This window comes from Saccharopolyspora sp. (assembly GCF_017434145.1).
GTDB classification, from domain to species: domain Bacteria; phylum Actinomycetota; class Actinomycetes; order Mycobacteriales; family Pseudonocardiaceae; genus Saccharopolyspora_C; species Saccharopolyspora_C galaxeae.
In genome coordinates, this window is the sequence record NZ_JAFRFW010000590.1 from 1 (window position 1) to 14387 (window position 14387).

At 69.3% G+C, this 14387-nt stretch carries 11 protein-coding genes and 2 pseudogenes; 4 read left to right on the forward strand and 9 right to left on the reverse strand.

All coding sequences use genetic code 11. The features are described from left to right. Nucleotides 1-332, reverse strand: a pseudogene (locus IJH84_RS16275) (hypothetical protein); the annotation flags it as partial. Then, the gene (locus IJH84_RS16280; RefSeq protein ID WP_200072366.1) at nt 329-1429 is read right to left on the reverse strand and encodes an isocitrate/isopropylmalate family dehydrogenase; all 1101 of its coding nucleotides are present in this window, start codon (nt 1427-1429) and stop codon (nt 329-331) included. The gene IJH84_RS16280 and the pseudogene IJH84_RS16275, both read right to left, overlap by 4 nt. Nucleotides 1430-1631: 202 nt before the next feature. Between IJH84_RS16280 and IJH84_RS16285 the strand changes: the two genes are divergently transcribed. Further along, the gene (locus IJH84_RS16285) at nt 1632-2306 is read left to right on the forward strand and encodes a GntR family transcriptional regulator (RefSeq protein ID WP_200072367.1); all 675 of its coding nucleotides are present in this window, start codon (nt 1632-1634) and stop codon (nt 2304-2306) included. 78 nt (nt 2307-2384) lie between these two features. Here the strand turns inward: IJH84_RS16285 and IJH84_RS16290 are convergent, their stop codons facing one another. Continuing rightward, nucleotides 2385-2945: an NADPH-dependent FMN reductase gene (locus tag IJH84_RS16290; protein ID WP_200072368.1), complete on the reverse strand. Its 561-nt coding sequence runs from the start codon at nt 2943-2945 to the stop codon at nt 2385-2387. 289 nt (nt 2946-3234) lie between these two features. Between IJH84_RS16290 and IJH84_RS16295 the strand changes: the two genes are divergently transcribed. Beyond that, a complete protein-coding gene (locus IJH84_RS16295; RefSeq protein WP_200072369.1) occupies nt 3235-3894 on the forward strand; it encodes a GntR family transcriptional regulator in 660 nt (219 codons plus the stop codon). A gap of 15 nt (nt 3895-3909) precedes the next feature. Here IJH84_RS16295 and IJH84_RS16300 read toward each other — a convergent pair whose 3' ends face one another. Next, complete coding sequence (locus IJH84_RS16300; RefSeq protein WP_295145902.1) at nt 3910-5073, reverse strand: FAD-dependent oxidoreductase; 1164 nt, start codon at nt 5071-5073, stop codon at nt 3910-3912. After that, complete coding sequence (locus IJH84_RS16305) at nt 5073-5405, reverse strand: bifunctional 3-phenylpropionate/cinnamic acid dioxygenase ferredoxin subunit (RefSeq protein ID WP_200072371.1); 333 nt, start codon at nt 5403-5405, stop codon at nt 5073-5075. The genes IJH84_RS16300 and IJH84_RS16305 overlap by 1 nt, the downstream gene beginning before the upstream one ends. A gap of 378 nt (nt 5406-5783) precedes the next feature. Between IJH84_RS16305 and IJH84_RS16310 the strand changes: the two genes are divergently transcribed. Then, nucleotides 5784-7217 carry an MFS transporter gene (locus tag IJH84_RS16310; protein ID WP_295145903.1) on the forward strand — a complete coding sequence of 478 codons (1434 nt, stop codon included), beginning with the start codon at nt 5784-5786 and terminating at the stop codon, nt 7215-7217. A 57-nt stretch (nt 7218-7274) separates the two neighbouring features. Here IJH84_RS16310 and IJH84_RS16315 read toward each other — a convergent pair whose 3' ends face one another. The 4 genes from IJH84_RS16315 to IJH84_RS16330 form a co-directional block, all read right to left on the reverse strand. After that, entirely contained in the window at nt 7275-8420 is a 1146-nt protein-coding gene (locus tag IJH84_RS16315) for an aromatic ring-hydroxylating dioxygenase subunit alpha (RefSeq protein ID WP_295145904.1), read from the reverse strand. A gap of 276 nt (nt 8421-8696) precedes the next feature. Next, nucleotides 8697-9545, reverse strand: coding sequence for a formyltetrahydrofolate deformylase (purU, locus tag IJH84_RS16320; protein WP_295145905.1), 849 nt, complete (start codon nt 9543-9545; stop codon nt 8697-8699). Nucleotides 9546-9570: 25 nt separating this feature from the next. Beyond that, complete coding sequence (locus IJH84_RS16325; RefSeq protein WP_295145907.1) at nt 9571-10944, reverse strand: L-serine ammonia-lyase; 1374 nt, start codon at nt 10942-10944, stop codon at nt 9571-9573. A gap of 29 nt (nt 10945-10973) precedes the next feature. Continuing rightward, a complete protein-coding gene (locus IJH84_RS16330; RefSeq protein ID WP_295145909.1) occupies nt 10974-13439 on the reverse strand; it encodes an FAD-dependent oxidoreductase in 2466 nt (821 codons plus the stop codon). 549 nt (nt 13440-13988) lie between these two features. Here IJH84_RS16330 and IJH84_RS16335 point away from each other — a divergent pair. Beyond that, nucleotides 13989-14387, forward strand: a pseudogene (locus tag IJH84_RS16335) (serine hydroxymethyltransferase); the annotation flags it as partial.

Sequence of the window (14387 nt, forward strand, 5' to 3'; positions counted from 1 at the left end):
CATCCGCGGCGGGCGACCTCGGCGAACGCGGCATCGTCGGAACCCCGCACCGGCACCGGCCAGAGCTGCCGGGCGAGCGCGGCGACCGGCCCGTACATCGAGCAGCTCAGCTGCACGGCTTCGGCGCCCCCGTCCACTGCGTGCCGGATCAGCGACAGCATCCGCAGCCGCAGCGCCCGGGTGAGGCCGCCCGCTTCGACGGCTTCGCGGATCAGCCGGTCGTCCAGCAGGTGCCAGCTGTCGGCTTCCGGGAACTCCGCGCGCAACGCCGCGTCCGCCGGCTCGATCGAAGCGGGCGTGGCGTGCACGAACGCCACCAGCGGGCCGATCACGCCGCGGCGCCGCTGCGGATCGCGTCGGCGACCGACTCGGCGAACGCGGTGGTCCCGGCCGCCCCGCCCATGTCCGAGGTGCAGGTCCCGGCCGCGACCGTGCGCGCGACCCCGGACTCCAGCGCCGCGGCCGCCCGGCGCAGGCCTGCGTCGTCGTGGCGGTCGGCCAGCCAGTCCAGCAGCATCGCGCTGGAGAGCATCATCGCGATCGGGTTGGCGACGTCCCGGCCCGCGATGTCCGGAGCCGAGCCGTGCGCGGCCTGGGCCATGCCGTGCCGGTCGGAGACGTTGATCGACGGCGCGATGCCGAGCGACCCGGCCAGCTCGCCGGTGAGGTCGGAGAGGATGTCGCCGAACATGTTCTCGGTGACGAGCACGTCGAATTCCGGGGCGCGGCGCAGCAGGTGCACGGTCATCGCGTCGATGTGGAAGTCGTCGACGGCGACCTCGGGGTATTGCGCCGAGATCTCGCGGCAAACGTCCCGGAACAGCCCGGTGGTCAGCCGCAGCACGTTGGCCTTGTGCACGATGGTGAGCCGGTTGCGCCGGTTGCGCGCCAGCCGGAACGCGGCGTGCGCGATCCGCTCGACCGCGGCGCGGGTGATGATGCCGTGGGCGATGGCGACGTCCGGGGTCGGCATGAGCTCGCCGGTGCCCGCGTGGGTGTTGCGGTCGGCGTAGAACCCTTCGGTGTTCTCCCGCACGATGACCAGGTCGGTGCCGGGCACCATCGCCTTCGCGCCCTCGAACGCCTTGGCCGGGCGGATGTTGGCGTAGAGCCCGAAGCGGGTGCGGATGGTGCCGCTCGGGTTGAGCCGGGACCGGTGCGGCTCGGGGTAGGCGGCGCTGTCGTGCGGGCCCAGCAGCCACGCGTCCAGCCCGTCGAGCGCTTCCAGCGTCGAGTCCGGCAGCGGCGTGCCGTGCTCGTCGATCGCGGCCCTGCCGAGCGGCAGCGGTACCCATTGCACGCCCGGAATTCCGGCGGAGGTCATCGCCGCGTCGACCGCGCGCGTCGCCGCGGGCACGATCTCGGGGCCGATCCCGTCGCCTTCCAGCAGACCGAGCCGGTACGGACGGGCAGTCGGGGGTGCGCTCATCAACTCTCCTCGTGTGGCGGCGGATGGCGGACATCCTGGAGGTTATAACCTCGCTCGGTCAAGGGTTCGGGGATGCGGCGATCGAACGCGATGGACTGGAGATATATTCGAAGCATCGTCTTATAACGACGCGTCAAAGCAAGTTTCGCCTGCTGACCGGGAGCGCGCGGCGGCGCGGTAGCTTATAGCCGGGAGGTGCGGCATGAGCGAACCGGCGTCGCCACTGATGACCAAGAGCGAGCTGGCTTACAACAGCGTCCGGGACAAGATCCTCTCGGGTGAGTTCGCGCCCGGATCGGTGCTCAACCAGGCCACGCTGGCGCGCACCATCGGCATCAGCACCACGCCGCTGCGCGAGGCGCTGCGCAGGCTCAAGGCCGAGCGGCTGGTGGAACTGGACGCGCACCGCGACGCCCGGGTCACCGAGCTCGATGCCGAAGAGGCCCGCGACCTGCTGGAGATCCGGCGCTCGCTGGACCCGCTGGCGGTGTCGCTGGCCGCGCAGCGACGGACCAAGGCCGACGTCGCCGAGATCCGCGAGGCCGCGGTCGGGCTGCGCGCGTTGCCCACCGACTCCGGCCACCAGCCGATGCTGCACCACCGCCGGTTCCACGCCGCGATCTACCGCGCCTCGCACAACGACCTGCTGATCGAGACGCTGGACGGGTTGTGGGACAAGGCCGACCGGTACCGGCGGCTCGCCTTGGAGATCGATCGCGGTCCGCAAGCCCGCGCGAAGAAGGACGATGAGCACCGAGCGCTCGTCGAATGCGTCGTGGCCGGTGAGTCCGACGCCGCGGCCGAGGTGATGCGCGAGCACATCGACACCAGCCTGGGCGCCCAGGCCGCGCGCAGGCTGATGCGATCCGAGCAGTGACGCCGGTGCGCTAGCAGAGGAGTGGAACGGTTCGTCAGCCGCGAGGGCAGGCAGCGTTTCCCGCCCGCGCGGGATGGCTCACCGGTCGGTCGGTGCAGCGCTCCGGAACGAGTCGACCAATGTCCGGACCACCTCGCTGAGCTGCGCGCGCACTTGCTGATCAGCGATGCTTCCGTCGTCGCCGATCATCTCGCGGTGCACGGGAACCTTCGCGCACGCCGTGTCCACGATGTCCGCGCCCGCGTATTCGAGCACCGCGCGCAGCGTCGCCTCCGCGCCATGCCCGCGCCCGGGCGCGGCCGAGTTGATCCAGGCCATGGGTTTGCCGCCGGTCTCGGTGCCGCCGATCGTCCAGTCCAGCAAGTTCTTGAACGAGCCCGGCAGCGTTCCCGCGTACTCCGGGGTGCAGATCAGCACCGCAGCGGCCGCACCGATCGCCGCTCGCAGTTCGGCCACCGGAGCGGGCAGCGGATCGGCGTCGTCGTCGGGGTTGAAGTGCGGAAGCGCCGCCAGCCCCTCGTACCGCACGGTGCGCACCTGCGCTGGGGCCACCTCGTGGGCGGTGCGCAGCACGGCTTCATTGCTGGAACCGCTTCTGGTGCTTCCGGACAGCAGCAGGATCACCGGCGACGTAGTCATGCGTTCAAATTACTGCGCCCCGGCCGCGGAACACACCCGCCGGACGCGGATTCCCGTCCGGGACCGTCCAACTAGGACACCAACGCGGCCCGGTTTCGCAGCAGGTCCCGATGATGTCCCGGCACGCACCGGCTGACCAGTGCGGAAGACCGCGCGCGGTGATACGGACCACCTGGACCCGTCACCACCAGGTCGCCAACAGATACAATCCTGATATGTCAAGCGTTAGCACCTGCGGAAGCGGCCGCCCATCGGCGGACCCGTGCCTCCTTCCCATGCCGGGGCTGGAATGAACACTGCTGCAGGCGAACCGGAACAGGGCTCGATGGCGGACCGGGCCTACGCGGCGATCCGCGATCGGCTGATCATGCTCGACATCCCGCCGATGACGGCGATCGACGACGTGGCGCTGGCCGGGTCGCTCGACATCGGCCGCACCCCGGTCCGCGAAGCGCTGAAGCGGCTCGAGATCGATCGGCTCGTGGTGTCCTACCCGCGGCGCGGCACGTTCGCCACGGCCGTCGACATCACCGACCTCGCCTACATCTCCGAGCTGCGGGCGCAGCTGGAGCCGTTGGCGGCCCGCCGCGCCGCCGAATCCGCCGACGCCGCGCTGCTGGAGGAGTTCGTCGAGCTGGCCGACACGCTCGACGAGGTCGACGTGCGCTCGCTCAGCCGGGACGAACTGATGCGCTGGGACCTGCACGTGCACCGCGCCATCTACCACGCGTCGGGGAACCCGCACCTCGAGGACACGCTGGTGCGCTACGACAACCTGGCGACGCGGATCTTCTGCCTGTTCCTGGACCGGATGACGCACTTCGACCGCCACGTCGGGGAGCACTCCGGCTTGCTGCGGGCGATCGGCGAGCGGTCCGCGGATGAAGCCGAGCAGCTCGCTCGCGATCACGTGCTCGGCTTCGAGGAGGCCATCCGCGCGGTGGTCTGACGCGCGCCGGGCGACTCAGCCGCGAACTGCCAGTTTGCGGCGCCATCGGCCGAACGAGCGGGCGCGGTCGATGCCGAGCACGCCGACCGGAGAACCGGAGCCGTCGAGGTAGAGCGCGAGGAATTCGCCGGAGTCCAGGTCGCCTTCTTCGACCTGGACCGAGCAGTCCGCGGTGCGGTGCCCGGCGAACTGGATCTTGTGCCCGTACTGGTCGGACCAGAAGTAGGGGACCGCGTGATGCGCCGGGGGCGCGTGCTCGCGTCCGAGCAGTGCCGCGGCGGCGGCCGCCGGTTGCTGCAGCGCGTTCGTCCAGTGCTCCAGCCGCAGGGATTCCGCGGTATAGCTGCGGAACGAGTTGGCGCAGTCCCCGACGGCGGCGACTTCCGCAACGTTGGTGCGGCCGCTCTCGTCGGTGCGGACGCCGCCTGCCAGCGAGACACCCGATCCCGCGAGCCACTCGACGTTCGGCTCAGCGCCGATGCCGACCACCACCACGTCGGCGGGAAGTTCGCGGCCGTCCGCCAGGCGCACGGCCGTGACGCGGGATTCTCCCGCCAACTCGGCAAGTCCGGCTCCCAGGTGCATCCGCACGCCGTTGCGGGCGTGCAGCCGACCGCACACCGCGCCCATCTCGTCTCCCAGCGCTCGCTGCATGGGCACCGGGGCCGCTTCGACGATGTCCACTTCGCACCCGAGCCCGGCTGCCGTGGAGGCGATCTCCGCCCCGATGAACCCGGCGCCGATGATCACCAGCCGTGCTCCGGCGGTGAGTTCTTCGCGCAGTGCCCGCGCATCGTCGAGGTTTCGCAGCGTTCGCACGCCCGCAGGGACCGAATCCGGCAGGGTCCGCGCTCGTGCCCCGGTGGCCACCACGACGGCATCGGTGGTGATGCGTTCCCCGTCGTCGAGCACGACCGCGCGTTCGGAGGTGTGCAGGGCTCGTGCGGTTCGGCCCAGCAGCCACTCGGCTTCGAGGTCGGAGTCCTCCGGCTCGATCAGCCGGATGTCGTCCTCGGAAGCGGTCCCCGCCAGGAACTCCTTCGACAGCGGTGGCCGGTCGTACGGTTCGTGCTGCTCGTCGCCGATGACGGCGATCCGTCCCTCGAATCCTTGCGCGCGCAGCGCACGGGTTGTCGCCAGGCCCGCGAGGGACGCCCCGACGACGGTGATGTGCTGCATCAACCCACCTCCTGCACAGCCGCGTCGGCCTTGGCGGGCTCGGAGACGTAGATCGAGCCGTCCTCGACGGCGACCTCGTGGGTCCGGACGGGCTTCTTCGCGGGCGGGCCGCTGGGCCGGCCGGTGCGCAGGTCGAAACAGGCGGCGTGCAGCGGACATTCGACCGCGCAGCCCTCGAGCCACCCGTCGGAGAGCGAGGCGTCCTGGTGCGTGCAGGTGTCGTCGATCGCGAACAGCTCACCGTCCACATTGAACACCGCGATCGGGACGTCACCCGGAACGCGGACCGACTCCCCCGGCGGGAGGTCGGACAGCTCGCCCACGAAGATCATCGTACCTCCTGTTGCAGATGGCGGAACCCGTACTGCATTACGCAACCGACAGAATGCGGCTCGCTCCCGCGGTCGTCAACGGTGGAATTTCGGTGCCGATCCGGCGGATGCCGTTGCTGTGGCGAACGATTCGACGATCGCCTGCGGATGCCGGGCACGACTCGGCGCCGAGCGGCGCCCGGTGGCGAGGGGTCCGGCGACGGCTGCGCCGCTTCGCCGGCGGGGCGAGGTTCGCACCTGCCGGAGCGTTGACCTCGCTGTGCGGACTGACTTATCGTCCAGAGATATATCAACCGTCGAACCCGGCATCAAGGGTGATGAGGCTGCTGCGATCCCGGCGCGGTGCCGGGTGCTGCGGTTCGCATCCGGGGAGCCCGCATGAGCAACCAGCCCGGACGCCGTCGGCGTGGCGGAACCCCACCCGTCGTGCAGCAGGAACGCACCGTGCACCGGGCGGTTGCGGCGGCATCGGTGGGGAACGTGGCCGAGTGGTACGACTTCGGGATCTACTCCTACCTGGCCGCCGTGGTGCTGGACCGGGTGTTCTTCCCGGACGTCGGGCAGTGGGCCACCGTGTACACGCTCGGCGCGTTCGCCGCCGCGTTCCTGATGCGCCCGCTCGGCGGGTTCGTGTTCGGCCGCCTCGGCGACAAATTCGGTCGCACGAAGGTGCTTTCCGCGACCGTGCTGCTGATGGCGGTCGCGACCGTGCTGCTCGGGCTGGTGCCGAGCTACGGTGCGGTCGGCATCGCGGCTCCGCTGCTGGTGCTGTTCGTGCGGATGCTGCAGGGCTTCTCGGCGGGTGGTGAGTACACCGGGGCGCTGACCCTGGTCGCCGAGTACGCCCCGGACCGGCGGCGGGGATTCTTCGGCAGCTGGCTCGAATTCTGCACGCTGACCGGGTATGCGCTCGGCGCGTCGGTGTGCGGCGTGGTGATCGCGGTGCTGCCGGAGAACGACCTGCTGGCGTGGGGTTGGCGGCTTCCGTTCATGCTCGCCCTGCCACTGGGCATCACCGGCCTCTACCTGCGGATGCGGCTCGAGGACACTCCCGCGTTCCGGCAGTTGATGCAGCGTTCGCCCGCGCTCTCGACGATGTCGGCTCGGCGGGCCGTGCACATCCTGGTGGTGCGTTACCGATCCGCCGCGCTGGTCGCGGCCGGGGTGATCGTCGCGTGGAACGTGACGAACTACGTGTTCACCAACTACATCCCCACGTACCTGGCCGGGACGCTCCCGCGCCACGGCGAGAGCGGCACCAGCGAGGCGCTGGCGACCGCGCTGCAAGTGGCCGTCATGGTGCTGATGCTCTGCGTGATCGTGTCGGTCGGGCGGCTCAGCGACCGCATCGGGCGAAAACCCTTGCTGATGACGGGAAGCATGGCCTTGATCTTCCTCGGGCTGCCCGCCGTGTGGTTGCTGCGGGAGGGGCTGGTGGGCCAGATCGTCGGCTTGCTGCTGATCGGGATGCCGCTGATGTGCTTCGCGGCGGTGTCGCCGTCGACGCTGCCCGCGCTGTTTCCCACGATGATCCGCTACAGCAGCCTGGCGGTCATCTTCAACGTTTCGGTGTCGCTGTTCGCGGGCACCGCACCGACGATCATCGAGGCCGCGGCGACGACGACCGGCAACCTCGACTGGCCGGGGTACTACCTCGTCGGTGCAGGTGTCGTCGGGCTGGTCAGCACCCATTTCCTGACCGAGCACGCCGGGCGTCCGCTGGCGGGTGCCGCTCCGCTGACCTCCAGTTCGGAGTTGCCGCCACCGCCGTTGTCCGACGACGGTGTTCCGCTGGAACAACCGCGGCAGTAGTGCTTCGCGCGGCCCCGTGCGGACGGAGAAGGTCCGCACGGGGCCGCGCTTTCCGGCTCAACCGACCCGCTGGCGCACCCAGTCGTGGAACTCACCGATGTGGTGCTCGCTGGGAACCAGCACGCCGCCCCGCTCGTAGGAGCGGGAGTCCATCGACAGCTGGCACCGCTCGCACGCGTCGAAGTCCTGCTGGTTGACCCGGTGGAACAGCTCCACCGAACGATCGATGTCGGTGCCGGAGTCCACGACCTCCGGCAGGTAAAGCCAGTCGCACCGGATGATCGTGCGGTCGACCGCGACCGGGAACATGCGGTGGAAAACCACGTGATCGGGAACCAGGTTGATGAACACCTGGGGCCGCACCGTGATCGCGTAGTAGCGCCGGTCCTGCTCCTCGTCCACGCCCGGGATCCGGTCGAGCCCTGCCGATCCGTCGACGGTGAAACCCTCGATGTTCTCGCCGAATTCCGCGCCGTGGCCCACGAAGTACTGCGCGGCCAGGCCGTCGGCGAACTCCGGCAGCACTTCGGTCAGCTCCGGGTGGATCGTGGCGCAGTGGTAGCACTCCATGAAGTTCTCCACGACCTGCTTCCAGTTCGCCCGCACGTCGTACTCGATCCGCTTGCCGAGCTTGAGCTCCGCGACCTGGTAGCCGACGATCGCATCCGGTGTGCCCAGCCGGTTCGCGACGTCGCCGATGACGGTGTCCGCGAACGACGGCGGCTCATCGGCCAGGCACAACCAGACGTAACCGAGCCATTCGCGCACGTGCACCCGGTGCAGGCCGAACTCGCCGCGGTCGATGTCCGGCATCGAGGTCAGGTTCGGGGCGGAGACGAGCTTGCCGTCGAGCCCGTAGGTCCAGGCGTGGTAGGGACATTGGAAGGATCGGCGCACCTCGCCCTGCTGCTCGGTGCACAGCCGCGCGCCGCGATGCCGGCACACGTTGAGGAAAGCGTTGATGGAGCCGTCCCTGGCCCGCGTGACGAGCACGCTTTCCCGTCCGATTTGGACGGTTTCGTACTGGCCGGGCCTGGCGAGGTCGGCGCCGAGCACGGCGCAGAACCAGCCCGCCTCGAAGATGGATTCCTGCTCGGCGCGGAAGATCGAAGGATCGGTGTAGTAGTGGCCCGCGAGCGTTTCCCGCAGGCTTTCCGGAAGGCTCGTGTCCTCGGCGGAGGCGGACAGCTCACCGGTCGTCATGGCAGTGCTCCTCGTTTCGGGAGAGGGGTCGCTCGGGAGAGGTGTCGCTCGGGTCAGATGTCGCTCGGAACGATGGGATCTCGCCGCGATGGCGCGACGCGTTGCTCCCGGCGCAGCCGTGCAGCGGCCGGCGTGCGGCGAACGTTGCGGTGCTCGCGGGAGCGGAACGACGAATCCGCGCTGTTGCTCGTCGTGCAACCCTTTGCGCTATGCGCTACAGAATATCGCGATCGGGGCAGGTAGGTCGAGCGTCTGACGGGCCGGAATCCGTTGCGATCACTGGAAAACGACGGTGCTGTGCCCGTTGAGCAACAGGCGCCGCTCGCAATGCCAGCGGACCGCGCGCGAGAGCGCGAGCGCCTCGGCATCGCGGCCTACCGTCTGCAGCGCGCGCGGATCGTGGGTGTGATCGATGCGGATCACCTCCTGCTCGATGATCGGCCCTTCGTCGAGATCCGGGGTCACGTAGTGCGCGGTCGCGCCGACGAGCTTGACCCCGCGGGAGTACGCCTGGTGGTAAGGCTTGGCGCCCTTGAATCCCGGCAGGAACGAGTGGTGGATGTTGATGGCGCGCCCGTGCAGCGCTTTGCAGGTCTGATCGGACAGCACCTGCATGTAGCGGGCGAGCACCACCAGTTCGGCGTCGTACTCGTCGACCACCCGCAACAACCTGGCCTCGGCCGCCGGCTTGTCGGCGGCGGTGACCGGGATGTGGACGAACGGCAGTCCCGCGGATTCGGCCATCGGGCGCAGATCGTCGTGATTGGACACCACCGCGACGATGTCCGCGCTGAGGCTGCCCGCGCGCCAGCGGTAGATCAGGTCGTTGAGGCAGTGGCCCAGTTTGGACACCATGACCAGGATCCGGGCGTTGCGGTCCGGGCTGAAGGCGAAGCTCATCTCGAAATCGGCGGCGACGGGTTCGAAACCGCGCGAAATCTCGTCGAGGTCGACCTCTTGCGCGGCGGTCACCTGGGTGCGCAGGAACAGCCGGCCGCGAACCGGGTCGTCGAACTGCCGGTACTCGCCGATGTCGCAGTCCCTCCCGTACAGGTAGGAACTGACCGCGCGGACGATGCCGGTGCGGTTCGGGCAGCTCAGCGTCAGGGTGAACGAGCGTGTCACGGGATTCCCCCCAGAATTCCACGATTCAGCATTCCACGATGTTGAGCGCCAGCCCGCCGCGGGCGGTCTCCTTGTACTTGTCCTTCATGTCCGCTCCCGTCTCGCGCATCGTCTTGATCGCCTTGTCCAGCGAGACGTGGTGGCTGCCGTCGCCGCGCACCGCCATCCGGGCCGCGGTGATCGCCTTGACCGAGGCGACCGCGTTGCGCTCGATGCACGGGATCTGCACCAGACCGCCGACGGGATCGCAGGTCAGCCCGAGGTTGTGCTCGATACCTATTTCGGCGGCGTTCTCCACCTGGTCCGGCGTGCCGCCGATGACCTCGGCGAGTCCGGCCGCAGCCATCGAGCAGGCCGACCCGACCTCGCCCTGGCAGCCGACCTCGGCTCCGGATATCGACGCGTTCTCCTTGAACAGGACGCCGATCGCGCCCGCGGTGAGCAGGAACCGCACGGCCGCGTCGTCGGAGAACGACGGCAGGAACCGCTGGCCGTAGTGCAGCACGGCGGGCACGATTCCGGCGGCACCGTTGGTCGGTGCGGTCACCACGCGTCCGCCCGCGGCGTTCTCCTCGTTCACCGCCAGTGCGTAGAGGGTGACCCATTCCATCGCGTGCAGGGCATCGCTCTCGTCCGTTGCGGACTCCAAGCGCTTGTGCAATTCGCCCGCCCTGCGGCGGACTTTGAGCCCGCCGGGCAGCACCCCGCCGGCCCGGGTGCCGTGGTCGACGCAGTCCTGCATCACCGACCAGATGTGCAGCAGGCCGTCCCGGGTTTCCCGCTCGGTGCGCCAGGAAAGCTCGTTGGCCAGCATGATGTCGCTGATCCGCAGATCGGCGCGGGAGGCATGGCCGAGAAGTTCCTGTCCGGTGCGGAACGGGTAGCGCACCGGGGTGTCGTCCTCGGCCAGCACGGCTTGACCGGTTTCGTCCGCACCCAGCACGAAACCTCCGCCGACCGAGTAGTACTCGCGGCGGTCGAGTTCGCAGCCGTTGTCGTCGCGGGCGTGGAAGACCATCCCGTTGCTGTGGAACTCGAGCCGCTTGTTCCGGTGCAGCACGACGTCCTCGTCGATGGAGAACGGAATCTTGTGCGCACCGCCGAGGCTGATGCGAGCGTCCTCGCGCACTGCTTGCACCTCGGATTCGGCGGCGACCAGATCGACCAGGTGCGGCTGCTCCCCGGACAACCCGAGCACGACGGCCTTGACGCTGCCGTGGCCGTGCCCGGTCGCCCCGAGCGAGCCGAACAGCTCGCAGTGCACGGTGGCGACGCGGGGCAGGACTCCGGACTCGCGCAGCCGGTTCACGAACAGGTAGGCGGCCCGCATCGGACCGACAGTGTGCGAACTGGACGGTCCGATGCCCACTTTGAACAGATCGAATACCGAGAGGCTCATGGGTGCTCCAGGTTCGCCGGCGGCGCGGATCACCGCCGGATGCGGTGCATTTCCGGGTCGACCAGCGGTTCGGCGGCGACGGTCGCGCGCACTCGGCGGTCGAAGTACTGGATGTGCACTCGGGTGCCGACCGTGGCCGCAGCGGGTAGCCAGGCGTAGGCGATCGGGGTGCCGAGCGTGTGCGAGAACGCCGCGGAGGTGACGTAGCCGGCCGGTTCACCGTCGAGGAAAACCGGCTCGGAGCCGAGCACGACGCTGCGTCCGTCATCGATCGTCAGGCACGACAACCGACGGGTGACCGCGTGCTTGTCCAGCCGCGCGATCGCCTCGCGCCCTACGAAATCGCCCTTCTGCGGTCGCACGGCGAATCCGACCCCGGCTTCGTAGGGATTGTGCTCGGTGGTCATGTCCGCTCCCCACGCGCGATAGCCCTTCTCCAGCCGCAGGCTGTTGAACGCGGCCCGGCCTGCGGCAACGACACCGAGGTCGCGCCCGGCCGCGAACAGCACGTCCCAGAGCCGCTGGCCGTACTCGGCGCTGGTGTAGATCTCCCAGCCCAGCTCGCCGACGTAGGACACGCGCATCGCGGTGACCGGAATACCCGCGATGTGCGCGGACTTGCAGCGGAAGAACTTCAAGGCCTCGTGCGAGAAGTCGTCCCGGCTCAACGGCTGGACCAGATCGCGCGCCAGCGGCCCCCACACACCGATGCAGCAGGTGCCGCCGGTGATGTCGCGAACCCGCACGCCGTCGTCGGCCGGTAGCTGGCGCCGGAAGTAGTCGAGGTCGAGGTTCCCGTTGGCACCGACCTGGAAAAGCTGCTCGCCGAGCCGTGCGACGGTCAGGTCGCTGCGCACCCCGCCCGCCTCGTCGAGCAGCAAGGTGTAGGTGACCGCGCCGACCGACTTGTCCATCTTGCCGGTGGTGAGCTCGTCCAGAAAGGACAGTGCGCCCGGACCGCTGACCTCCAGCCGCTTGAGGGAGGTCATGTCGTACAGCGCCACGGCGGTGCGGGTCTTCCACGCCTCGACCGCGGCGATCGGGGAGTGGTACATCGCCGACCAGGCGTCCCGCGACGGCGGCTGCCACTCCATCGGCAGGTCCTTGACCAGCCCGGCGTTCGCCTCGTACCAGTGCGGCCGCTCCCACCCGTGCGATTCCAGGAAGAACGCGCCCAACTGCTGCTGACGCGCGTGGAACGGGCTCACCCGCAGGTCCCGCGGGGACAGCTTCGGCTGCAACGGGTGCTTCACGTCGTAGATCTCGACGAAGTTCCGCTGCGCCGTCTCTTCGACGTAGTCCGCAGCGGTCTCGATCTCGTCGAACCGGGCCGCGTCGCAGCCGTGCAGCTCGACCTGGCTGCGACCGTCGACCAGGAGCTGCGCAACGGACCGGGCCACGCCGCAGGAGTGCGTGACCCACACGGCCTCGGCGATCCAGAATCCCGCCACGTCCGGAGATTCGCCGACCAGCGGCCCGCCGTCGGGGGTGAACGAGAAGATCCCGTTGAACCCGGTCTCGATCTTCGCGGTCTCCAGCGCGGGCAACAGCCGCCGGCTGTGCTCCCAGGAATCGGCGAAGTCGTCTTCGGTGAACGGCAACATCGACGGCATGGAGGCTTCGGTGGGGGAGTCCTCCTCCGGCAGGTCGCTCAGCCGCGCGGGCATCGGGCGATGCGCGTAGGAACCGATCCCGAGGCGGTCGTTGTGCTCGCGGTAGTAGAGGTCGTGGTCCTGGTGGCGCAGGATCGGCAGCTGCGCCTCGGACCGCTCGTCGTTGCGGCCGACGAGTTCGGGCAGCTGATCGGTGCGCACGTACTGGTGCGCCATCGGCAGCAGCGGGACGTTCATGCCCGCCATCTCGCCGATGGCCTGCCCCCAGAAACCGGCGCAGGACACGACGATGTCCGCGGGCACCTCGCCCTGGTCGGTTTCCACACCGGTGACGCGCCCGCCGTGCTGGCTGATGCCGAGCACGCGGGTCGATCCGCGGAACTCCGCGCCGCGTGATTCGGCCCGGCGGGCGAGCGCGACGACCGCCCGGGTCGACTTCGCCAGCCCGTCGTCAGGGGTGTGGAAACCGCCGAGGATGCGATCCGGCTCCAGCAGCGGGTGCAGCTTGGCGCACTCCTCTGGCCCGATGACCGCACCGGAGACTCCCCACGAGGTGGCCCAGCCCTGCTTGCGGTGCAGATCGTCGAGCCGTTCCGGCGTGGTCGCGATCTCCAGGCCGCCGACCCGGTTGAAGCACCAGCCGCCATCGACGTCGAGGCCGGCCAGCTTGTCGACGGTGTAGCCGGCGAACTCGGTCATCGTCTTCGATCCGCTGGTCTGGTAGACGAGACCGGGCGCGTGCGAGGTCGAGCCGCCGGTCAGCGGCAGCGGCCCCTGGTCGAGAACGGTGAGGCGGTGCCATCCGCGTTCGGTCAGCTCGTCGGCCAGGTTCGTACCGACGATCCCGGCTCCGATGATGACGACACGAGGCGTCGTGCTCATGCTGGTCTCCTAACGGGCGGCCGGTGCGGGCCGCTGCGAGGACGGTGCGTTCGGGCAGAGCCGCCGAGGCTCTTGGGCGGGGCGGAGAAATGCGCTCGATGCGCGATGCCGGTGCTGATTGCTGCGAGCAGCCGCCGATTCGGGCGGCGAGAACGAACCGGTTCGGCGCGGTGAAGTCGTCGCCGTCCGGTAGTTCCTGTCGGTCCGCGCTGCGGACGGTTGCAGGAACCGGAACTCAGGCCGAGAACTGATATATCAACTGAGCAGCAAGGTAAGCAGTGGTCGCGCCGCGGTCAACACCCGCGGGGAAAACTGCTTCGATCTGCTGAGCGCCGGCGGGGCACCCGGCTCCAGTGCGCGCAGGTTCGTGCTCGCGACGGACCTGCGGGGCGCGCCAAGTCGGCGTTTTCCAGCCCCTTGACCACGCGGTTCGCGCTGCTACGCTAAAAGCCCACTGATATTTCAGTTGAATCTCACTCGTGCGGCGGCCTCGCGCCGCACGTTCGCTCTCCGCTGCCCGCTGCCGCTTTCCGGCACGGAAGGAGTCCTATGAGTCTGTCCAGTAACGACGGTTCCGCAGGCGGCGCCGGCGATTCGCTGTCGGCGGTGGATCCGGAGGTGGCGGCCGCGGTCGGCGCTGAGTTGTCGCGGCAGCAGAGCACGCTGGAGATGATCGCGTCGGAGAACTTCGCGTCGCAGGCGGTGTTGCAGGCGCAGGGGTCGGTGCTGACCAACAAGTACGCCGAGGGCTACCCGGGCAAGCGCTACTACGGCGGCTGCGAGCACGTCGACGTCGTCGAGCAGCTGGCCATCGACCGGGTGAAGGACCTGTTCGGCGCCGAGCACGCCAACGTCCAGCCGCACTCGGGCGCCCAGGCCAACGCGGCCGCCATGTTCGCCCTGCTCCAGCCGGGCGACACGATCATGGGTCTGAACCTCGCGCACGGC

Excerpts from the sequence above, each read along its gene's own strand:
- IJH84_RS16280 (WP_200072366.1), bottom strand. The coding sequence starts at position 1,429 with ATGAGCGCACCCCCGACTGCCCGTCCGTACCGGCTCGGTCTGCTGGAA.
- IJH84_RS16285 (WP_200072367.1), top strand. The coding sequence starts at position 1,632 with ATGAGCGAACCGGCGTCGCCACTGATGACCAAGAGCGAGCTGGCTTAC.
- IJH84_RS16290 (WP_200072368.1), bottom strand. The coding sequence starts at position 2,945 with ATGACTACGTCGCCGGTGATCCTGCTGCTGTCCGGAAGCACCAGAAGC.
- IJH84_RS16295 (WP_200072369.1), top strand. The coding sequence starts at position 3,235 with ATGAACACTGCTGCAGGCGAACCGGAACAGGGCTCGATGGCGGACCGG.
- IJH84_RS16300 (WP_295145902.1), bottom strand. The coding sequence starts at position 5,073 with ATGCAGCACATCACCGTCGTCGGGGCGTCCCTCGCGGGCCTGGCGACA.
- IJH84_RS16305 (WP_200072371.1), bottom strand. The coding sequence starts at position 5,405 with ATGATCTTCGTGGGCGAGCTGTCCGACCTCCCGCCGGGGGAGTCGGTC.
- IJH84_RS16310 (WP_295145903.1), top strand. The coding sequence starts at position 5,784 with ATGAGCAACCAGCCCGGACGCCGTCGGCGTGGCGGAACCCCACCCGTC.
- IJH84_RS16315 (WP_295145904.1), bottom strand. The coding sequence starts at position 8,420 with ATGACGACCGGTGAGCTGTCCGCCTCCGCCGAGGACACGAGCCTTCCG.
- IJH84_RS16325 (WP_295145907.1), bottom strand. The coding sequence starts at position 10,944 with ATGAGCCTCTCGGTATTCGATCTGTTCAAAGTGGGCATCGGACCGTCC.
- IJH84_RS16330 (WP_295145909.1), bottom strand. The coding sequence starts at position 13,439 with ATGAGCACGACGCCTCGTGTCGTCATCATCGGAGCCGGGATCGTCGGT.